The organism is Neoroseomonas eburnea, from assembly GCF_018129005.1.
Classification (GTDB): Bacteria; Pseudomonadota; Alphaproteobacteria; order Acetobacterales; family Acetobacteraceae; genus Neoroseomonas; species Neoroseomonas eburnea.
Genome location: NZ_JAAEDL010000005.1, coordinates 49,688 through 70,538, shown reverse-complemented (window position 1 = coordinate 70,538; position 20,851 = coordinate 49,688). Strand labels below are relative to the sequence as shown.

Annotated in this window: 17 protein-coding genes and 1 tRNA gene; 7 read left to right on the top strand and 11 right to left on the bottom strand. The window is 71.7% G+C overall.

The genetic code is table 11. The annotated features are described in order from the left end of the window. Nucleotides 1-131: 131 nt before the first annotated feature. Genes GXW74_RS06810 through GXW74_RS06800 form a run of 3 tightly spaced genes read right to left on the bottom strand, consistent with a single transcriptional unit; the run spans nt 132 to nt 4,197 of the window. The gene (locus GXW74_RS06810; RefSeq protein ID WP_211845727.1) at nt 132-1,295 is read right to left on the bottom strand and encodes an acyl-CoA dehydrogenase family protein; all 1,164 of its coding nucleotides are present in this window, start codon (nt 1,293-1,295) and stop codon (nt 132-134) included. An 18-nt stretch (nt 1,296-1,313) separates the two neighbouring features. Further along, a complete protein-coding gene (locus GXW74_RS06805; RefSeq protein ID WP_211845726.1) occupies nt 1,314-3,395 on the bottom strand; it encodes an acetate--CoA ligase family protein in 2,082 nt (693 codons plus the stop codon). Nucleotides 3,396-3,405: 10 nt separating this feature from the next. Then, nucleotides 3,406-4,197, bottom strand: a complete 792-nt coding sequence (locus GXW74_RS06800) for an enoyl-CoA hydratase/isomerase family protein (RefSeq protein WP_211845725.1) — start codon at nt 4,195-4,197, stop codon at nt 3,406-3,408. Between the two features lie 121 nt (nt 4,198-4,318). On the opposite strand from GXW74_RS06800, the gene GXW74_RS06795 reads away from it, so the two are divergent. After that, complete coding sequence (locus tag GXW74_RS06795; RefSeq protein ID WP_211845724.1) at nt 4,319-5,737, top strand: MmgE/PrpD family protein; 1,419 nt, start codon at nt 4,319-4,321, stop codon at nt 5,735-5,737. A gap of 139 nt (nt 5,738-5,876) precedes the next feature. Here GXW74_RS06795 and GXW74_RS06790 read toward each other — a convergent pair whose 3' ends face one another. From GXW74_RS06790 to GXW74_RS06770, 5 genes are all read right to left on the bottom strand, one after another. Next, complete coding sequence (locus tag GXW74_RS06790; protein WP_211845723.1) at nt 5,877-6,686, bottom strand: GntR family transcriptional regulator; 810 nt, start codon at nt 6,684-6,686, stop codon at nt 5,877-5,879. A 264-nt stretch (nt 6,687-6,950) separates the two neighbouring features. Continuing rightward, a complete protein-coding gene (locus GXW74_RS06785) occupies nt 6,951-7,094 on the bottom strand; it encodes a hypothetical protein (RefSeq protein ID WP_211845722.1) in 144 nt (47 codons plus the stop codon). A gap of 16 nt (nt 7,095-7,110) precedes the next feature. After that, nucleotides 7,111-7,674, bottom strand: a complete 564-nt coding sequence (locus GXW74_RS06780; protein WP_246523014.1) for an invasion associated locus B family protein — start codon at nt 7,672-7,674, stop codon at nt 7,111-7,113. 135 nt (nt 7,675-7,809) lie between these two features. Beyond that, entirely contained in the window at nt 7,810-9,507 is a 1,698-nt protein-coding gene (locus tag GXW74_RS06775) for a sensor histidine kinase (RefSeq protein WP_211845721.1), read from the bottom strand. Next, nucleotides 9,473-10,288, bottom strand: coding sequence for a response regulator transcription factor (locus GXW74_RS06770; RefSeq protein WP_246523012.1), 816 nt, complete (start codon nt 10,286-10,288; stop codon nt 9,473-9,475). Before GXW74_RS06770 ends, GXW74_RS06775 begins: the two co-directional genes overlap by 35 nt. A 2-nt stretch (nt 10,289-10,290) precedes the next feature. On the opposite strand from GXW74_RS06770, the gene creD reads away from it, so the two are divergent. From creD to GXW74_RS06755, 3 genes are all read left to right on the top strand, one after another. After that, nucleotides 10,291-11,622 (top strand): cell envelope integrity protein CreD, encoded by a 1,332-nt coding sequence (gene creD / locus GXW74_RS06765; protein WP_211845720.1) that lies wholly within the window; start codon nt 10,291-10,293, stop codon nt 11,620-11,622. Nucleotides 11,623-11,797: 175 nt separating this feature from the next. Continuing rightward, nucleotides 11,798-12,982 carry an MFS transporter gene (locus GXW74_RS06760; RefSeq protein WP_211845719.1) on the top strand — a complete coding sequence of 395 codons (1,185 nt, stop codon included), beginning with the start codon at nt 11,798-11,800 and terminating at the stop codon, nt 12,980-12,982. A gap of 167 nt (nt 12,983-13,149) precedes the next feature. Continuing rightward, complete coding sequence (locus tag GXW74_RS06755; protein ID WP_211845718.1) at nt 13,150-13,422, top strand: DUF2190 family protein; 273 nt, start codon at nt 13,150-13,152, stop codon at nt 13,420-13,422. Between the two features lie 326 nt (nt 13,423-13,748). Here GXW74_RS06755 and GXW74_RS06750 read toward each other — a convergent pair. Together GXW74_RS06750 and GXW74_RS27910 are read right to left on the bottom strand one after the other, a co-directional pair. Then, a tRNA-Glu gene (locus tag GXW74_RS06750) sits at nt 13,749-13,824 on the bottom strand. Between the two features lie 133 nt (nt 13,825-13,957). Continuing rightward, nucleotides 13,958-14,233 (bottom strand): DUF6476 family protein, encoded by a 276-nt coding sequence (locus GXW74_RS27910; protein WP_338148166.1) that lies wholly within the window; start codon nt 14,231-14,233, stop codon nt 13,958-13,960. Between GXW74_RS27910 and GXW74_RS06745 the strand changes: the two genes are divergently transcribed. From GXW74_RS06745 to GXW74_RS06735, 3 genes are all read left to right on the top strand, one after another. Beyond that, nucleotides 14,220-15,224: an RluA family pseudouridine synthase gene (locus GXW74_RS06745; protein ID WP_408903860.1), complete on the top strand. Its 1,005-nt coding sequence runs from the start codon at nt 14,220-14,222 to the stop codon at nt 15,222-15,224. The two genes, GXW74_RS27910 and GXW74_RS06745, sit on opposite strands and share 14 nt — an antisense overlap. Before the next feature lie 227 nt (nt 15,225-15,451). Beyond that, complete coding sequence (rpoH, locus tag GXW74_RS06740; RefSeq protein WP_211845717.1) at nt 15,452-16,336, top strand: RNA polymerase sigma factor RpoH; 885 nt, start codon at nt 15,452-15,454, stop codon at nt 16,334-16,336. A 156-nt stretch (nt 16,337-16,492) separates the two neighbouring features. Beyond that, nucleotides 16,493-16,852, top strand: a complete 360-nt coding sequence (locus GXW74_RS06735; RefSeq protein WP_211845716.1) for a hypothetical protein — start codon at nt 16,493-16,495, stop codon at nt 16,850-16,852. Between the two features lie 198 nt (nt 16,853-17,050). On the opposite strand, the gene GXW74_RS06730 is transcribed toward GXW74_RS06735, so the two are convergent. Beyond that, nucleotides 17,051-20,836, bottom strand: a complete 3,786-nt coding sequence (locus GXW74_RS06730; RefSeq protein WP_211845715.1) for a DUF6519 domain-containing protein — start codon at nt 20,834-20,836, stop codon at nt 17,051-17,053. Nucleotides 20,837-20,851: the final 15 nt, after the last annotated feature.

Below are 20,851 nucleotides of genomic sequence, written 5' to 3'. Positions count from 1 at the left end.
GCCTTTCGGCCTTTGGTGGGGTGGGTCCGGGAGGGGCAAGGCCCCTCCCGGGGCGCGCAGCCGCCACACCAACCCTGCGCGCGATGCCGCCGCGCCTCGCCGCCGACAGGTCGGCAGCAAGGCCCGGCGGATCAGACCCCACCGCGCCGCAGCACGCGCTTCGCGATCGCCATGCGGTGCACTTCCGTCGGCCCCTCATAGATCCGCATCAGCCGCGCCTGCTGGGCGAAGAGCTGCAGCGGCAGTTCCTTCGTCATGCCCATCGCACCGAAGGTCTGCATCGCCTGGTCTAGCACGTCCCGCGCCATCTCCGTCGCGAAGACCTTGATCATGGACGCTTCGTCCTTGACGTCCTCGCCCGCATCCATCTTCTCCGCCGCCGAGAGCACCATCAGCCGCGTCGCGTGAATCTTGATCGCGGCGTCGGCGATCCACCACTGGATCGCCTGGCGGTCGGCGAGCTTCACGCCGAAGGTGACGCGTTGCTTGGCCTGCTCCGTCATCATCTCGATCGCACGGCGGCACATGCCGACGCAACGCGCGCCCATCTGCAGCCGGCGCACGTTCAGGCGGAGCTGCATCGGCGCATAGCCCTGGCCGATCTCGCCGAGCACCTGGCTTTCCGGCACGCGGCATTCGTCGAACACCAGCTCATAGGTCAGCCGGCCGCCGATCATCTTGATCTCGCGCTCGATGATGAAGCCGGGCGCGTCCTTCTCGACGATGAAGGCGGTCATGCCCTCGGCGCGCTTGCCCTCGCCGGTGCGCGCCATGACGATGATGAAGTCCGCCGCCGGGACGCGGCTGACCCAGATCTTGCGGCCGTTGATGACCCAGTCGCTGCCATCCTTGCGCGCGCGGGTGATCATCCCGGCGGGATCGCCGCCCGCGCCGGGTTCGGAGATCGCGATGCCTGACTTCGCCTTGCCATCGGCATAGGGCTGGAGATACCGCTCGCGCTGATACTCGTTCGCGACCGCCATCATCATGTGCAGGTTCGGGCTGTCGGGCGGGAATTCGAAGGGTGTGATGGTGCGGGAGACCTCCTCCTCGACCAGCATGCGCGTCACCGTGTCGAGATTGGCCCCGCCCATCGATTCCGGCACGTCGAGACCCCAGAGGCCGAGTTCCCTGCACTTGGCGAGGATCGGCGCCTCCTCCTCCTCGGTCAGGGCCCATTTCTGGCCCGCCGCCTCGCGCGCCAGCACCGCGGGCTCGAGCGGCATCAGCTCGCGTTCCACGAATTTCGCGACGAGGTCCTGCAGCATGCGGGCCTCTTCGGTGATGATCGTCATTCTGCGATGTCCTGCACGTCAGCGGAGGGCGATGAGACCGTCCACGGCGACGGCCCCCTGCCCTTCGGCACGGATGATGAGCGGATTGATCTCGGCCTCCTGCACGGCCTCGCCATCCAGGCAGGCGAGCAGCGAGATCGACCGGATGGCGCGCGCGAGAGCCGCGACGTCGCCGCGCGGCAGGTTGCGGAAGCCCTGGATCAGCTTCAGTTCGGGCAGTTCCGCGATCATCTCCATCGCGGTGGCTTCGGACACCGGGGCGAGGCGCACGCAGTAGCTGCGCTTCAGCTCGGCGACCACCCCGCCCATGCCGAGCATGACCACCGGCCCGACTTCCGGGTCGCGACGGTAGCCGAGGATGACCTCGGCAAGGCCGCGATGCATCGGCGCCACCAGCACGCCCTTCACCTGCGCCCGGGGGAAGCTGTCGCGCGCGGTGGCCAGCAGTTCGGCGACGGTCGCGCCGATGGCGGCGTCGCCCTCGACATTCAGCCGCACCAGGCCGGCATCCGTCTTGTGCAGGATGTCGGGCGACAGCAGCTTCACCGCAGCGAGGCCCGTGAAGCCCTTGACCTCCTCGGGCGCCGTCACGACGCGGCTTCCGGGGCCTTCGATGCCCAGCGCCTCGAACACCGCGCAGGCCTGCGCCTCGTCCAGCCGCGGCGCGCCGATAGACCGCAGAAGGTCCGCCGCGGCACGCCAGGACGCCACGCCGACCGCTTCGACCGGCTTCGGCGCGCGCCAGCTGAGGAAGGCATGCAACGCATCGGCGCAGGTCTCTGGCGTGCGGAAGCCGGCCACGCCGGCCTCGTCCAGGATGCGCAGCGCCCGATCCGCCTGCGGCGCGGCAAAGACGGCGATCGGCTTGCTGCCGTCATAGACGTCGAGCACGTTCTCGTTCACCTGGGTCGGCCGCAGCCGCGCGGTGGAACCCAGCACCGCCACCACCGCGTCACAATGGTCCGATGCGACCAGTTCCTTCAGCACCGTCGTGTACTCGCCGCGCCCGCCGCCCATGGGCAGGTCGATCAGAGGCGAGTCGCCGATGTGAATTCCCTGGACGGCGAGGCGCTCGCGCATCTCCGGCGTCGGGCCGACCACTTCATCGCCGCGCAGTCCGACGCCATCCACCACCATCGCGGCACCGCCGCCCGTGCCGGTCAGCACCGCGACGCGATTGCCCTTCGGCGGCGTGCGGCCGAGCACCAGGCGCGGCAGCTCCACCAGCCCCTCCAGCGTCTCGACGCGCAGGATGCCGTTCTCGCGGAAGAAGGTCGCGGCGAGTTCGTCGGCGCCGACCATCGCGCCGGTGTGCGAGACGGCAATCTGCCGCCCGACATCCGACCGCCCGAGCTTGTAGACGATCACCGGCTTGCCGAGCGCATGCGCGCGACGTGCCGCGGCCGCAAGCCTCGGGGCATCGCGCAGCGTCTCCAGGAACAGCAGGACGCATCGCGTCGCCTCGTCCTCGACCATCATCTCGGCCATCTCGCCCGCGCCGATGTCGCTCTCGTTGCCGACCGAGACCAGCTTCGCGAAGGTGAAGCCGCGCGCCATGGCGCGCGACAGCAGCGCCCCCATCATGCTGCCGCTCTGCGAGACCACGCTGAGCCAGCCGGGCTTCAGGTCCTCGGCCTCGACGGCGGCGTTGTTGGTGATCGGAACGCCGTCCGTCACGTTCACGAGGCCGAGGCAGTTCGGCCCGATCAGCCGCAGCCCGCCCTCGCGCGCCATCGCGACGATGCGGTCCTGGCGCTCGCGGCCCTCGGCGCCCAGTTCGGCGAAGCCGGCGGAATAGAGCGTGGCGACCTTCACGCCCTTCTCGACGCAGCCGGCGATGGCGTCCGGCACGGCGGCGGCGGGCACCATGATGAAGGCGTGGTCGATCGGCCCGGGTGCGGCGCGGATGTCGGGATAGGCGACATCGCCCATGATCTCCGCCGCCTTGGGATTGATCGGCAGGATGCGGCCGGCATAGCCGTTCTTCTTCAGCACGCGCTGGGCGCGGGCGTTGTTCTTCGTCTCGTCGGCGGTGGCGCCGATCAGCGCGATGCCGCGTGGACGGAAGATCGCCTCGGCGAGCACCGCGCGTTCGTTCACCGCATTCATCTCAGCGGCCCTTGAAGCGCGGTTCGCGGCGTTCGGCCATGGCGGCACGCCCTTCGGCGAAGTCTTCCATCTGCCGCTGCCAGACCTGCTGCTGGTATTCGCGCTCGGTCGCCGCCTCGAAGGCATCGGCGATGCCGCGGCGCATGGAGGCGCGCACGCCCTGCACGGCGGCGGGGGAGGAAACCGCGATCTCGGCCGCCAGCGCCTGCGCGGCGGAGAGCACCTCCGCCTGCGGCACCAGCATGTCCGCGAGGCCGATGCGGTGCGCCTCCGCCCCGTCGATGCGCCGCCCGGTGTAGAACAGCAGCGCGGCCTGCTGGTTCCCGATCAGCCGCGGCAGGGTGAAGGACAGCCCGAAGCCCGGATGGAAGCCGAGCCGGGTGAAGTTCGCCGAGTACCGTGCCTCGGCGCATGTCACGCGGAAATCCGCCACCACCGCGAGGCCGAGCCCGGCGCCGATCGCCGCCCCCTGCACCGCCGCGATGATCGGCTTGCGGGTGCGGAACAGCCGCGCCGCCTCGACATAGAGCGTCCGGCCGGGCGCGCCTTCCGGCGAGGCCAGGCCGCCCGAATCTCCTTTCGAGAAATCCGCCCCGGCGCAGAAATGCCTGCCTGCTCCGGTCAGCACCACGACGCGGCAGGCCTCGTCCACGTCCAGCGCTTCCAGCCGTTCGGCCAGCGTCACCATCAACTCGCGGTTGATGTGGTTGTTCGGCGGGCGGTTGATGGTCAGGGTGGCGACATGGCCGTCCCGGGCTTCGAGCAGGGTCTCGGGGGTCGCCGTCTCGGCCATGGTCGCTTCCTCGCAAGCACGATCGTTGTGCCCGGCTTGCGCCGGGGCGGTCGAGGTCATAATCTTGTTCGCACAAGATGACAACATGGCCGCCGCGCCGCCCGACCACAAGGAAACGCCCATGGACATGCCGATCCCGGACGCCCAGGCCGCCACCACCGGCCCCACGCGAGCGCTGGCGGAATTCGTCGCAGGGCTCGACCTCGCCCAGGTCGACGACTTCGCACGCCATGCGGCGCGCCGCCATCTGATCGACACGCTCGGCGCCATGATCGCCGGCGCGACGCAGGATGCGACGCTGTCGGTGGAAAAAGCCTTCGCCGCCGCGGGCATCGGCGCCGGCGCCGTGCCGATGGCCGGCGTCAGGCAGCGCTACGACGCGCTCTCCGCCGCCTATGTCGGCGGCACCTCCGGCCACGGGTTGGAGCTGGACGACGGCTATCGCGCCGGCTCGGTGCATCCGGGCGGCGTGGTGGTACCGGCGGCGCTCGCCCTCGGCGCGCAGCGGCACGCCGACGGCGGAACCTTCCTGACCGCCATCGTCGCCGGCTACGAGGCCGCCTGTCGCATCGCGGCGGCCTGCCATCCGCGTTCCCGCTGGCGCGGCTTCCACAATACCGGCACGGCGGGTGTCCTCGCGGCTGCCTGCGCCGCCAGCGTGCTGCTGCGCCACGACGCGGAGCAGGTCGAAAGCGCGATCGGCACGGCCGCCTCCTCGGCCGCGGGGATCTTCACCTTCCTCGCCGGCGGCGACGTGAAGCGCACCCATCCGGGCCATGCGGCGCGCGAGGGCCTGCTCGCGGCCCTGCTGACCGAAGCCGGCCTGCCCGCCCCGCGTGGCGCGCTGGAATTCAAGGATGGCTTCTTCAACGCCTATGCCGGCGACGACGCCGGCGCGGTGGACTACAGCAGGCTCGACATTCTCGCGGCGGGCGACAACCACCCGCGGTCACGTTTCGCCATCGCCAACTGCTACATGAAGCCCTATGCGGCCTGCCGGCACATCCACGCCATGGTCGACGCGGTGCTCGACATGGCGACGCAGGACGGGCTGACGGCGGACCAGGTGAAGGCGGTCGAGATCGGCAGCTACGCCGTCGCCGCCACCCACGGCCAGGTCGGCTGGTCCGAAATGACCACGGCGCAGATGAGCATCCCCTTCGTCGTCGCCACCGCGATCGCGCGCGGCCGCGTGACACTGGCGGATTTCGGCGAGGCACAACGCGGCGACCCCGCCGTGCTCGCCCTGACCGGCCGCATCACCACCGGCATCGACGCGGAATGCGACGAGATCTATCCGCGCAAGCGCGGCGCCAAGGTGGCGGTGACGACGACCGACGGGCGCGTGCTGGAACGAACGGTGATGGAACCTTTCGGATCGGCCTCCAAGCCGCTGAGCGATGCGGGCGTGGCGGAGAAGTTCCTCGGCCTCGCCACGCCGCGCCTCGGCGAGGCGCGCGCCGAAGCGGCGCTCGAGATGCTGTGGCGGGTGGATGGGCTCGCGGACATCGCGCCTCTGGCGGAGATGCTGGCGGCGTGAAGGGGGGCGCCGGTGCGACTTCGCCCTTCCGGGCCACGCCGCCACGGGTTCCGATCCATGTTGCGACGCAAACCGGATAGGCGCCCCTCGCCCGAAAGACCCTTGGAAACCGCGCCCTGATGTTGGGCGAGGCCTCGGTTCAGCTTTCGTCCGGCGCACCCAGCCGCAGGGTGTAGACGAACTGGTCGGCGGCGGCGTGGATGTTCGTCGTCGCCTCGACGAGGCGGCCGGCGGCGGCGAAGAACTGGCGGCGGATGGACAGGCCGGGCGAGCCGGGCGCGACGCCGAGCGTCTCCGCCTGCGCCGCATCCAGCGCAATGGCGCCGATGTCCTGCTCCACCGCCTCCACCGGGATGCCGCGCCGGCGGGCGATCAGCCGATAGGCCGGCACGGTCGCGAGCTCCGGCGAGTCGGCAATGTCGGCGAAGTCCTCCGCGATGTAGAGATCGCAGATCGAGATGGGGGCGGCGCCCCCGTCCGCCGGCCGCCGCAGCCCTGCCACGTGGACCCAGCGCGAGCCGGGCAGGCAGCCGATGAGCGCGGCAAGCGCCGCATCGGCCACGATCCTCTCCCGCGACCGGATATCGAGATGCACGCGGGCGGCATAGCCCATCACATCGGTCACGGACCGCACCGCCAGCACGTAGCGGCCGCGGGGCTGATCGGCGATCACCCGCGTGCCGACGCCCTGCGCGCCCGCGACCAGGCCGAGCTCGCCGAGCCGCCGCAACGCCTGGCGCACGGTGGAGCGGCTGACGCCGAAGGTCCGGCAGAGCTCCTGCTCGGTCGGCAGAAGCGTGCCGACCGGACGCCTGCCGTCGAGGATCTCGGCGGCCAGCGCCATCGCGACCGTCGCGTAGCGCGGCTGGCTGCCGGCCAGCAACTGCGCCGCATCGGCCATGGCCGCCGGGGCCGAGGGAAGGCGGGTCGCTCGCGGGCGTCGCACCATGGTCATCGGGTCCACCGGAACAGAACAATCTTCATGTTCGTACAAGAATACCACATCGTCGACGCTCGATGGCATCCATGGCGACCAGCCCCGAAGGCGGAAGGGTGGCGATCCTCTGCCCGCCACGCGATCGGCACCGCCGCAGGCCGCACCGGGCTCCCGCCCGGCGGGCCGCCCATTGCGCGGCGCACGTCAGGAGGTCGGACCGCCGGGCGGGCAGCGCCGGCCCGCGCGCTCCATGCACTGGCGCGACAGGCCAGGATCCTAGGCGATCGGCTTCAGCAGGTCGTGGCCATACTGCGGCGAGGAGATCGCCGCCCCGGCGACGGTTTCCCGTCGCGTCGGCCCGCCGCAATCACTCCGGGCTCCTGTCGTCGCGATCATCTTCCCGCGATTGAACAGTCCCACCTGGCCGGAATCCGCTTCAGCGCCCGCGGCGTCGCGGAGGGCATTCGCGGCTGATCGCAGCGTAGGCGGCGCTGAACCCGCGCAGGCTGAAGCTGTCCGTCACGGTGCCGCGCCGCCCCGCCGCGCGAGGGCCGCGCGCCACGGCCTCGGATCCGCCGCGAAACGCCGCCACGGCCCTTCGTCCGTCGCGGGCATAGGCGGCGCCGTCTTCGGTGAAGAACGGGAGCTGCGTCCGGCCGACAGCGACGGAGACGGCGGCATTGCGCGGATAGGTGTAGCCCGAGGCGATCGCCACCTGATCGCGCATCCGGGCGCGGTGCGTGACGCTGAGCACGACCTCGCTGCGCGGGTGGCTCATGCGCTGCGCGCGCGTGAAGGCGAAGCACATCTTCTGCCCACGCTCGCTATGGACCGCCGCCGTCCAGGCACCGAACTCGCCCAGGCGCCTGGGCCATTCCTGAGCCAGCGCAGGAACAACGAACAAGGCGGCGAGCGCGGGAAGCATGAGAGCGATTCGCATGACATACTGGTAATGATGCCGATAGCCGGAGGCAACCCGATGAGTCGGCGCCGCGCGCAATCCACCGCTCAAGGTTGAGCAGTGCGTCGCCCGCCTTGGTGCTGAAGGGCCGGAACACCGACCATGGCGTCGCCGACCTGCGCGACGCCCCGCCGGCGATCAGAGCCTGGCCTCGGTCGCCGAGCGCCGTATCGCTTACGGACCTTTCCCGGTCCGAGGAGACGCCGGGCGGGAAACAATGCCCTCCAATGAGGTTCGAGGCGTGGCCGACGCTCGCGGCAAATTCAATTCCAGGACAGTCCCGCCTGTCCCGGATACGAGATCCAGCTGCCCGTCGCCTGCCTCAGCCAGACTGCGCGCGATCGCGAGCCCAAGCCCCGTGCCCCCGGCTTCCCTGGCCGTCGTGAAAAAGCGCTCGAACACCCGCGCGGAATTCGCGGCGGAAATGCCGCGTCCGGTGTCGCTGACCCGGATGCGCAATCGATCGCCTGTCGCCTCGCAGGAGACGTGGCACCGTGCCCCTTCCCCGGCATGCTGCCGGACATTCTCGAACAGGATGGCAAAGATGCTCCGCAGGGCTTCGGGCGCGATCGCCGCCTCCGCATCCGGCCGCCCCTCGAAGGCGATCTCCAGCCCCGCCGCCACGTGCGGCTCGGCGGCGTCGCGCACCGCTTGCCCGACCTCGGCGCGTCCGGGCGCATGCGGATGCGGCGCCTCGGCCCGCGCGAGGTCGAGCAGCCGGGTCACCAGCCGGTCCAGCCGCAGCACGTCGTCCATGCACTGTGCGAGGAAGGCCGCGCGCTCCGCCTCCGTCATCGTCGGCCCGTGGTCCTGCAGCAGTTCCAGCGCGCCGCGCAGCGCGGCGAGCGGGGTCTTGAACTCATGGCTGACCGCGGCGGCGAATTCGCTGATGTAGGTCGCGCGCCTCTCGAGCGTGCCCGCCATGCCGCCGATCGCCGCGGCGAGCTCGTCGGCCTCGCGCACCGCGCTGCGGCGCACGCGCTGAACCTCGACGCGCGCGCCGGATGCCACCGCCCGCGCCTGGTCGGCGACCGCGCGGATCGGCCGGCTCACCGTATAGGCGGTGAAGCCGGCGAGCGCCGCGGCGACGAGCAGCATCGCCAGCGTCAGCGCCGCCAGTTCCCAACGCTTGCCGTGCAGCGCCTGGCGGATGCTCGACGGCGTGCGGGAGAGCAGCACGGCGCCGATGACGTGCCCGCCCTGCTGCACCGGCAGCGCGACGAAGACGCGGAAGGGCGCGTCCCGGCTGATCGCGCCTGCGCCGGCGGCGACCGCTTCGCGCCGCGCGCGCACCCGCGCGGCGGGCTGGCCGGCCAGCGCGGCGGCCACCTCCTCCAGCCCCCGCAGCGAGAGGCCGCCCTCCCCGCCCGTGCTCGCCACCACCACGCCGGCGCCGTCCGTCACGCGCATCGCCGCGAGGGTGACGCGCTGCGCCTCGGCGAGCACCGGCGCCAGCGCCGCCCCTGCTGCGCTCGCCACCGGATCCGCAGGGTGCGCCGGCGGCGCGGCATCGGGCGGCGGCGGAAGAATGGGGTCGCGCGCGAGGTCGAGAGTCGCGAAGCGCGGCGCCCAGCCCTCCGGCTGCGGCGCAGCCGCCGGCAGGCGGGCCAGCAGCGCCGGTGCTTCCGGCCCGGCCTCGCGAAGCCAGCCCGCGCGATGGGTTGCGGCGATCACGGCAGCCTGGGCCACCAGCTCCGTCTCCGTCTGGCGCACCAGCGCGCTCTCGTAAAGGCGCAGCATCCACAGCCCGCCGAGCGGCAGCGCCAGCAGCACCAGGTTCACCAGCAGCAGCACGGTCAGGATGCGCGGCTTGCGCCGCAGGACGGGCGGCACCCGCTCAGCCTTCGTCCCGGTAGCGGTAGCCGAGGCCATGCACCGTCTCGATCGGCGCGGCGCCCAGCGCGGCGAGCTTGGCGCGCAGGTGCCGCACATGGCTGTCGATGGTGCGGTCGCTGACGATGCGCGGCTCGGCGTGCGCGGCGCCCATCAGCATCTCCCGCGTGAAGACACGGCCGGAATGCGTCGCCATGGCCTGCAGCAGCCGGAATTCCGTGACGGTCAGCGGGATCGGCGCCTCGCCCCAACGTGCCTCGAACCGGTCGGCATCGAGCCTGAGCGGGCCGCGGCGCAGCGGTCCGGCCGCGCGCGGCCCGTCGGTCACGCGGCCTTCCCGGCGCCGCAGATGCGCGCGCACGCGGGCGACCAGCTCGCGCGGGCTGAAGGGCTTGGTCATGTAGTCGTCGCCGCCGAGTTCGAGCCCGAGCACGCGGTCAAGCTCCTCCCCGCGGGAGGAGAGAAAGATGACCGGCACGTCGCTCTCCCGCCGCAGCCGGCGGCACAGCTCGGTGCCGTCCATCTCCGGCATCATCACGTCGAGGATCAGCAGGTCGGGCCGCTCGCGCGCGACGAGCTCGAGCGCGGCGGCGCCGTCCGCGGCCTCGATGGCGGCGAGGCCGTCCCGCGCCAGGGCGAAGCGGATGACGCTGCGGATATGCGGGTCGTCGTCGGCGATGAGGATCTTGGGCATCCAGGCGCGGCCGCCATGCTCTGCACGGTATTTGCACCAGACATCCCAGGAGCCTGCAAGGTCGCGACACGCGCAGTGCACATGCAGCGTCCAGGCTGGACGGACCGTCCAATGCAGGAGGTTCATCCATGTCCGACAGCCCGGCCGTGCCGGATTCCGCCCCGCCGCCAGGCGCCGCCATCGCAAGCGGCGCGCGCATCATCGGCCCGACCGGCATCAAGCTGGGGCTGATCGCCGCGCTCGTCGTCGCGCTGCTGATCCCGCAGTATTTCGTCGCCGGCCTCATCGCCGAGCGCGAGGCACGTCAGCGCGAGGTCCGGGCCGAGATCGGCCGATCCTGGGGCGCCTCGCAGACGGTCCTCGGCCCGGTGCTGGTCGTGCCGCTGCGCGCGCCCGCGGGAGGCGCCTCGGAGCCCGGCGCCATCGCCATGCCGGCGACCGAGCTGACCATGGCGGCGACCCTGGTGCCCGAGCGCCGCCGGCGGGGACTCTTCGAAGCCGTTGTCTATACTGCGCGCATCGACATTGCCGGCCGCATCGGCGACGTGGCCCCATCCCTGCCGACGGATGCCGAGCCCGACTGGCGCGCCGCCTATCTGATGACCGGCGCGACCGACCTGCGCCCCGCCACCGATGCCCCGACGCTGGCCTTCGCCGGGCGGGCGCTCGCGGTCGTGCGTGAAGGCAGCACGCGGTGCGGGGTGGTGGAGGCGCTGCGCTGGCCGCTTGGCCTCGACGGCCCGCCCGAGCCCGGCACCGGCTTCGCCGGCACGATGGAACTGCGGGGCACCGAGGCGCTCTCCCTCCTCCCGGTCGCGCGGCGTGCGCGGCTTTCCATCGAGGGCGCCTGGGAGACGCCGAGCTATTTCGGCGCCAGCCTGCCGCACCGGGCATCCTCCGAGGGCGAGGCCTTCCGCGCGGAATGGGTCGGCGGCGTGGCCGACCGGGCACTGCGGCTGCCAGACGACGGCTGTGGCCCGGTGCTCGAACGAAGCGCGGGGATGGGCGTCGCGCTGCTGGAGGCCGTGCCGACCTACCGCATGGTGACCCGCACCGCGAAATACGCGGCGCTGTTCGTCCTGCTCGCGGTGATGACCTACTGGCTCTTCGAACTGGTCTCCCGCGTGCGCATCCATCTCGTGCAGTACGGGCTGCTCGGCCTGTCCATGGTGCTGTTCCCGATGCTGCTGCTGGCGATCTCGGAGGCTGCGGGGTTCGGCATCGCCTATGTCGTCAGCGCGGCGATGGTCATGGGGCAGGCGAGCTTCTACACCGCGGCGGTCACCGGGCGGGCGCGGCTCGCCATCGTCTTCGCGGGCGTGCTCGCGATCCTGTTCGGGTTCCTCTACGTGGTGCTGCGGATGGAGAGCATGGCGCTGCTGGCGGGTGCGCTGGGGCTCTTCGCGCTGCTGTCCGCCGTCATGATGGCGACGCGCCGGATCGCTTCGCACGAGGCGTGAGCCGGCTTGGGGTGGCCGGCGGCAGGGCAATGTCGAGCACGTGCTTCTTCGTGCTCTCCGGAATGGATGCGGCCGGCGTCGACGTGTCGACGTGTCGACATGTCGACGCCGACTTGTGCTGAGATTCCCGGAGTGCGAAGGCTCTCGCGATTCGGCGATGCGGCGGAGGCCCCATATGATGCTGGGACGTTGGGGCGAGGTCGCAGTATTGGCGCTCGCCCGGATTTCAATGGGCGCGCAACTTCAGGTCGTGGGCGCGCTAGGGCCCTTGCTCATTGGAAGCCTGGTCACGGACTGGGCCGCGCTCGGCACGTTGATCGGCACCTATTCCCTGGCCGGCGTCTTCGTCGCCCTGCCAGCAGGATGGTTGCTGGCGCGGTTCGGCGACCGCGTCGTGCTCTTGGTGGGGGTGGGGCTCATGGCGCTGGGCGGCGTGTTGCTGGCCCTGGCGCCGGACTTTCTTCTCGCCGTGCTGGGCCGACTCGTGTCTGGCATCGGGGGCGCCCTGCTCACCATCGCGGGCGCCAAAATGGTGCTCGACCGATTCTCGGGTGCCCGCGTCGCGCTCGCTATGGGACTGATGCTGATGGCATGGCCCTTTGGCATCGGCTTGGCCTTGCTCGTGCTTCCCATGCTCGGTGAGGACTGGAAGTCGGGCCTCTGGCTCTCAGCGGCTTTCTGCACCGTCGCCTTCCTGCTGATCGCGGCGACCGTGCGCGGCGGGGGCCCCTCGGCTGCCAGCCATCGGCGCATGTGGCTGCTCCGCCATGAATGGCGCCCGCTGCTCGCGCTCGGTGTCGTCTGGGCCGGCTACAACGCTTCCTTCGCCGTGGCGGTCGGATTCACGCCGGCTTTCCTGGTGGCCAACGGCATCAGCCACGCGGAGGCCGGGGCGCTCGCCTCGTTGATTGGCTTCTCGATACTGCCCCTGCAGCCAATGGGCGGCGCCATCGCGGAGCGGCTCGGGCGTCCCTTGCTCGTGACCGTGATGTGCATCCTCGGCATGGTGGCGGCCCTCCTCGCGACAGCGGCCGGGGCGCCGCCCTGGCTGACCTTGCCTGCGTTTGGCATGCTGGCTGCGCCGCCCTCCAGCCTGATCATGGCATTCGCGGGACGCGCGCTCTCGGCCGAGAGCCGCGCCTTCGGGATGGGCGTGCACTACACGGTGTTCTACCTGGGGCTGGCATTGCTGCCGCCCTTCGCCGGCCTTGTGCGTGACATGACCGGTTCGCCCTCCGCGCCCCTTCTCACTGCGGCGGCTTTCCTCGCCGTGTGTCTGACGGCACTCGCTGTCTATGCGACTGCAATGGCGCAGCGCGCCCAACCTCGTCGAACCAATGAACTTCGCGATTCCGATTGAGAATCATTGGCAGTCAATATGCAGCATGTCCGACTGCGGCGAGCGGCCTGCCGGCGGCGGGGCGGGATAGATCCACGGCCACATGGTGGCGCGGCCTTCGCTCCTACGAGGGTCGTTGACACGCAAGGGAATGCCGCATGGCGCGGCGTGCCCGACCTGCGGACGCGATGCATGACTGGCTCCGCCCCGATCCCGCCTTCAAGCGCGAGGCGGAAGCCGCCGGGGCAGAGTTCGGCGCAGGGCTGTTCTCGCTCGCCAAGGTGACGGGCACGGCCTTCGACCTGGGCGACGTGCTGTTCTGGGACAACGCGGCCCACAACCTCGCCACGGACGACGAAGACAACCTTGCCGTGGGCATCTGCGTCGAGGCTGCCGGCTCGTCCGCCACCACGGCCAAGGTGAAGCTGGGCGCGCCGCCGGCCATGGTCGCCGGTGCCTGAGCACGCCGCCATGCAGGGACAGCGCCATGAGTTCTACGGGCGCGTCCGGGGCGACGGGCGCGTCGCGTACCGTTGCCCCTGCTGCTGGCGGGTTCGCACCTTTGGCTCGGATGGCAAGGTCGTGGGGCAGCGCGTCCTACGTACCAGCCATTGCCCTCGGCCGGCTGGCGGGGGACCGGTCGAGATCACGATCGACCATGTCCCGAAGCGCGTCCGTCACTGACGCCTTAGCCACTGGGCGGCAGGTGCGCTCGCGCCGGCGGCCTCGATATCAGGTATGACATCAGGTGCATGACCTGAGAAATCGGCCAACCCGTTGAAAAGCTTGGCGTCCCCTAGGGGATTCGAACCCCTGTTACCGCCGTGAGAGGGCGGTGTCCTAGGCCTCTAGACGAAGGGGACCCGGCCGGAGGCGCGCTTCTACCCGCCTCCCTGGTCGGGATCAAGCGCCCTTCTTGCGAAAATCGTCATGCGCCCCGGATGGCGCCCATCGCGGGACGTCGCGCGCGCCACCAGCAGCCACCCCAGCCCCCGGTCAGTCCCGCAGCCGGACCTCTCCCGTGCGCCGCCCGCTCGCCGGATCGACCAGGATCACCCTGTCGCCGTCCGGCCGCACCACCCAGATCGCCAGGGTGCGGTCCGTCCCGGCGATGCCGGCGATCCGCGCGCCATCGGGTTCCCCGAGAGACGCCGCCGCCTGCCGCCCCGCCTGCGGCTCGCCAAGCCGCTGGACGAGCAGCACCGCGAGGGCCACGGTGCCGGCCACGATCAGCACCCCCATTCCGATCACCAGAGCCTTGAGCGCAGCCACACCATCCCCCTCATCCGCCGTCGCCGAGCATATCGAAGCCATCGCACCGCTGGAGGCCGCCGGCGCGCGCGCCGACCGCTTCCTGGCGGACGCCATAGGTTCGCTCTCGCGCTCCCGGGTCAAGGCGCTGATCGAAGGCGGCCACGCGACGCGCGACGGCGCGCCGCTGACCGACCCGTCCGAATCGGTCCGTGCCGGCGCGCGCTACGTCCTCGCCATCCCGCCGCCCGTCCCCGCCACGCCGCAGGCCCAGGCGATTCCGCTGACCATCCTCTACGAGGACGCGGATCTCATCGTCGTCGACAAACCCGCCGGCCTCGTCGTCCACCCCGCCCCGGGCAACCCGGACGGCACCCTGGTCAACGCCCTGCTCGCCCATGCCGGGGACGACCTGCCGGGCATCGGCGGGGAGAAGCGCCCGGGTATCGTCCACCGGCTGGACAAGGACACCTCCGGCGTCATGGTCGCCGCCAAGACCGAGCGCGCCCACCGCGCCCTGTCCGAGGCCTTCGCCGCCCGCGACCTCGACCGCGCCTACCTGGCGCTCGTCTGGGGCCTGCCGCAGGAAACCCGCGGCGAGGTTTCCGCACCGATCGGCCGCCATCCGGTCGACCGCAAGCGCATGGCGGTGGCGACCCGCGGCGGCAAGCCCGCCACCACGCGCTATGCGGTTCAGCGTGCCTGGGGCGCCGCCGTCGCCCTGGTCGAGTGCCGGCTGCTCACCGGCCGCACCCATCAGATCCGCGTCCACATGGCCCATCTCGGCCATCCCCTGGTGGGGGACCCGGTCTATCTGCGCCGCACTCCCGCCGCCGCCCGCCTGCTGCCCGCCCCGTTGCGGGAGGCGTTGCTCGCCTTCCCCCGCCAGGCATTGCACGCGGCAACGCTCGGATTCCGCCATCCGGTCACCGGCGAGGCCCTCTCCTTCGCGAGCCCTCTGCCCGCCGACCTCGCCGAACTGATCGCGTTACTGGACGGTAACCGGCAGTAACCCGACTATTGCAGTTGGTTTTTCTTGCGCCCCAGGCGGGGCCGGGCTACAAACCCCATGTCGGATTCCGAAGGGTGCCGAGAAGCGCCCCGTCCGGCCGGCTCCGACGTGACCGGAGCGGGCGGCCGAGGGTATGGGCCGTAAGGAAGGCGACACGTCTGAGTGCATGCCCATCGCGGGCGCCGCCGTCACGGGGTGGCCCGCCTGGTGAAGGAGGCAGATGACCCATGGCTTCCAGCACAGCCATCCCGATGGTGACCGAAGGCAACCTCTCCCGCTACCTGCAGGAGATCCGCAAGTTCCCGATGCTCTCACCGGAGGAGGAGCTGTCGCTCGCCCGCCGTTGGAAGGATGAGGGCGACGAACGCGCCGCCCACAAGCTCGTCACGTCCCACCTTCGGCTCGTCGCCAAGATCGCCATGGGCTATCGCGGCTACGGCCTGCCCGTCGGCGAACTCATCTCCGAAGGCAATGTCGGCATGATGCAGGCGGTGAAGCGCTTCGATCCGGAGCGTGGCTTCCGCCTGGCCACCTACGCCATGTGGTGGATCCGCGCCGCCATTCAAGAATACATCCTGCATTCCTGGTCGCTCGTGAAGATGGGCACCACGGCGGCGCAGAAGAAGCTGTTCTTCAACCTGCGCCGGCTCAAGGCACAGATGTCCGCGCTCGAGGAAGGCGACCTCAAGGACGAGCAGGTGGCGAAGATCGCCCATACCCTGCAGGTGCCCGAGCAGGACGTGATCAGCATGAACCGGCGCCTCGCCAGCCCGGACCACAGCCTGAACGCCCCCGTCCGCGCCGACAGCGAGGGCGAGTGGCAGGACTGGCTGGTCGATGACGGCGAGAGCCAGGAGGAGGAACTCGCCGAGCGGGAGGACATGACCAACCGCCGCGACCTGCTCAACGGCGCGCTCAAGACGCTCAACGAACGCGAGCGCCACATCCTGATCGAGCGCCGCCTCAAGGAGGAGCCGACGACGCTGGAGGAACTCTCCCAGCAGTACGGCATCAGCCGCGAACGCGTCCGCCAGATCGAGGTGCGCGCCTTCGAGAAGCTGCAGAAGTCGATGAAGCAGCAGGTCGCGGAGCGCCGCCTGACGGTCGGCTGACGTCCGCGTACCCTGCGAAGCGTTTCAGGCGGCGGGGCAACCCGCCGCCTTTTCGTTGCGGTTTCCACTCGTCACCGTGGCGGCGGTGCGTAGAGTGCGCGCGGTCCGCCCGACCCGGGCAAGGGCAGGCTGCCCCACGCTGCAAGGATGACCGTGATGTCGCACCTCTCCCGTCGCCTGACCATGGTGATGCCGCTGCTCGCCGCGAGCGCCCTGCCCGCCGCCGCCCAGGCCCCCGCGGTGATGCTCTTCCGCGTCGTGTCGCCGCGCGACGAGATCATCATCGGCCTCACCCAGGCCGAGCTTGCCGCCCTGGGCACCGGCCCCGAGGCCGAGCGCATCGCCCGCAAGCTGGTCGCCGATGGCCAGGTCGGTGCCTGGCGCTACGTCGTCGGCCGCGCCCCGGACGGCTCCACGCGCCATGCCGCGGCCGGCCGCGTCGCCATCCTCCGGCAGGAAACCTACCGGATCGAGCCCTACACGCCGGCCCTGCCGGTCGCGCCGCCGCCCGGCTGAATTTCCCAGGCCGCTTGGGCGCGCTGCCCCTGGGCGCCTCCCGCTTGCGCGCATGGGCGACCGGTTCGGCCTTCGCCGCCGATCCATGGGCAGGCGGCAGCGTCAGACCGGGGGAGAGAACTCCCCCGGACCCCCTCCTTCTTTTGGCCGTCACCAAGGCTGGTTGGCGCGTCGGGCGCGCCCATCCTGGGCGGCGCGCTAGACGATGACGTTCATCTGCGGTGCAGCACCGAGCAACGGGCCGGTGGTGGCGTTGCCGGCATAGGCGACCTCCTTCGGGCCATCGACCAGGAAGCTCGGGCGCCGGCCGGGGCCGCGCACGACATTGCCGGCAACGGCCACCGTCGCGCCGGGCTCGCCGCGCAGCACGACCGTGGCCGGCAAGGCGGCGCCAGGCACGTCCAGCGGCCCCCAATGCTCAACCAGGTTCGTGCCGAACATGACGGCACTGAAGCGGCCCGGCGGCTGCGCGCCCTCCCGCAATTCCACCAGGCTGTCCATCGCGAAGCCGCGCATCCGGTTGTCGGTGATGCTGACCGTGCCGCCGAACCTCTCCCCGGCCGAGGGATCGAGGCCCTGCGCCGGCGCCGGCACCACGAGCAAGGCACGGTTCGCCTTCGCGCCCTCCTCCGCGAGCAGCTTCTGCCCGCCCGGCGTGCGCGCCGCCATCTCCCACTGGATGGCGTTGCCATGCACGGTCACGCGCGGCGCGGCCAGCGCGACCGCGATGCTGCGCGCCGCGCGCGGCCCCTTGCCGCCCAGCGGCACGCCCGTCTCCGCAACCAGATTGTGCTCGATGACGAGGTCCTGGCCGCCGGCGCTGGCATCCTCCTCCCCCGCCACCGGGTCGAGCAGGCTCGCGACGATCGCGCTCGCCTGCTCCTCCGCCGCGCCGCAATGGCGCAGCGTATTGCCGCTGATCCAGAGCGGACCAGGCGGTACCTGGCGGCCGACGCCGATCACCTGGATCCCCTCCTGGCGCGAGGCGACGATGTGGTTGCCGGAAATCCGCGCGCGCGTCGTCTCGATGAGGAGCATGCCGCGCTCCGCGCTGTGCACCAGGTTGGCGTCGATGCGCGGCGCATCGGCCAGGCTGGCGGCGATGCCGACGGCGCTGCGCGCGAGCAGGTTGCCCCGCACCGTCACCAGCTCGACCTGACCGACGAGGATACCGATCAGCGACCCCAGCAGCACGTTCCCGTCCACGTCGCAGCCTTCGGCCCCGGGTGCGACATTCGCGCCGAGGCCGACGACGATGCCGAAGCCCACCCCGGCAGCGACGGGCAGCGTGATGCCCGTGGTGGGTTCCCCCGGCACCGCGCGGCCTCTCATCAGCAGGTCGTTGCCGGCGACGCTCCGCGTCCCGCGCGCCGCAAGGATCCCGGCATAGCCGCTCGCGGTCCAGGCGAGCAGGTTCTCGGCGACCGTCGCATTCTCGGCATTCGCCACGATGGCGAAGGCGGGCAGATTCGCCGGACCGGCGACCGAGGTCAGCCTGCCGACCCCCAGCGAGGCCTCGCCCGCCGCGGCCGATGCCGCCGTGCCGCGGACCAGGCTTGCGACGGCGCGGCTCATCGCGATGCTCGCGGGGCTGGCGGCGGCCTTGCCGATGGCCTCGTCCATCGCGCGATCGTCGGCCTCCGCCGCAACGATGGGCGCCGCGCCCGCGCGCAAGGCCATCGTATCGAGGACCCGGCGGATCGTGACGCTGCGCGGCCGCAGGCCGGGTGAAATGAGCCCTGGACTCGGAGCAGGCGCCGTCACCGGGGGCCTGCCGGGCGTCGGTGCAGGCGTGGGTGCCGGCGTCGGCGTGGGCGCCGGTGTCGGGGTCGGCGTGGGTGCCGGTGTCGGCGTCGGCGTGGGCGCCGGTGTCGGGGTCGGCGCGGGCGTCGGCGTGGGTGCCGGTGTCGGGGTCGGCGCGGGCTGGGCCGGCGGCGCGGTCCGCAGCACGACATTGCCGATGACCATTGCGAGATCCGTATCGAGCGCGCGGCCGCTCGCCACGTCCCGCGCCAGGACGATGCCTTCCTGGTAGCCGCGGATGGCGTTGCGCTCCACCCGCAGCGCGCCGCCGCAGGCCGAGGCCCAGACCGCCACCAGGCCGGCATCCTCCTGCGCATCCGCGGTGCTGGAGGCGTCGAAGGCGCAGTCGGCGACGGTGACGTCGGCCGCCTCGTCCTGGATGAGCACGCCGAGCGGCAGCCGCTCCACCACGCAACGCGCGAGTTCCGCCTCCGGCCCGCCGAGGGAGACGGCGGCGATGCGCCCCGCGAAGTCCTGCACCGTGAAGCGGCAATCCTCGATGCGCACGCGCCGGGCCGAGGGCTCGACCACCAGCTGCGCGCCGCCACCCTCGCCGCGCAGGCTGCCGAGCTGGAACACCACCCCCGCGACATGCACGTCCGTCACCGGCACGCGCGTCGCCGCAGCACCACCGATGACGAGGATCGGCGCATCGGAGGCACGCCGCAGGATCGCCGCGCCCGGCGCCTCCGCATGCAGCGACACGCGCCCGCTGCGGATGCGCAGCACGTCGCGCAGCTCATGCACGCCCGGCTTGAGGCAGACGCAGCCGCCATTGGGTCCGAGCCGGTCGATCGCGGCCTGAACATCCTCGCCCGGCCGTACCACCATGGTGCAGCATCCGTCGCCGCCCTGCGGCGCCAGTGGCGGCCAGATGGTGCGGCAATCCGACGGCTGCGCGTTGCTGGCGATGTCGGCGAAGGAGGCGAGCATCGCGTAGTGCCGCCGAGGCCCGCGCGGTTCGGCGGCGTTCAGCAGCTCGACCGAGGCATCGGCGGTGCGCGCGGCGAAGACCCAGTAGTCTCCGGCGCGGTACTGCGTGCCACCGGAGAGCGAGAAGGTGACCTCGATGCCTTCCTCCAGCGCGACCGCGGCGGCGCCGACCGTCATCAGCCCATCGGCGTCGAGCGTGTTGCGCGGCGCGAGCTGGTCCCAGCGGATGATGCGCGTGCGCCGCGCGGCAAGCGCGGCCGGATTGGCGCCGAAGGCGCGGGTGCCGGCGGCCGGGATCTGCCGGTCGAGCACCACCTGCACGCCGTCCTCGCCCGGCTGCTCCAGGGGCGGCTCGGCGACCTGCGCCATCTCCCCGGATTCGCCGTTCAGAAAGCGGTGCTCGTCGGTGATCTCCACCCAGTCGCCCGCATTGATGCGCAGCCCGGGATCGCGCCCGATGCGCGCGACCGAGAGCACGGTGACGTTCACCCCGCCGCGCAGCTCATTGCGCATCGTCAGCACCGGCGAACGCACGGAGGCATTGTCGCGGCTCCACTTGAAGCGCGCGGTGGCGGCAGTCCCGCCGCGATGCACCTCGACGCGGTAGAGCCGGTTCTCCAGCCCGCGATAGCCGACCTTGGGCGCGATCAGGCAGGGATCCTCGGGCGCCGGCGGCGCCACCGCCGCGGTGGTCAGCCGCGCCGGCGATGGCGGGAAGAGCGCATCGAGATCGAGCGCGCAGGAGGCATCGCGCCGTCCATCCACCTTCACCTGCCACACCGATTGCAGGCGCGCCGCGGTGTCCACGCCGCCCAGGGCGACGTCGAGCAGCGAGGGGTCCTCGACCCAGGTGACCTCGCGTTCCCAGGTCTCCAGCCACGCGATCGCCGGTCCCGCCGCCGGCAGGGGCGGCGCGCCGGGCAGGAAGGGCTGGCTCAGATAGGTGATCGGGCTGCCGTCGCTCGGCAGCGCGAGCGCCAGGCGGCCTTCCACCCAGAAGCGCCCGGGTTCGATGGAAAGGTCGCGCGGCGGCCCCGCGACCACGCCGATGCGGAAGGCGTCGATGGTGCCGAAGCGGCTCGCGGCGGCGCGGCCGAAGGTCTCGCGCGCCTGCGCGACCATGCGGGCATGCATGATCGCCGCTTCCTCGTTCCAGTCCGCGTCGAGCTGGACGCGGCCCTGTTGCATCTTCACCGCGGCGAAGCGCTTGCGCGGGTCGAATGTCAGGCGGGAATAGTCGCCGGCCATGGTGGTTCCTCCGCG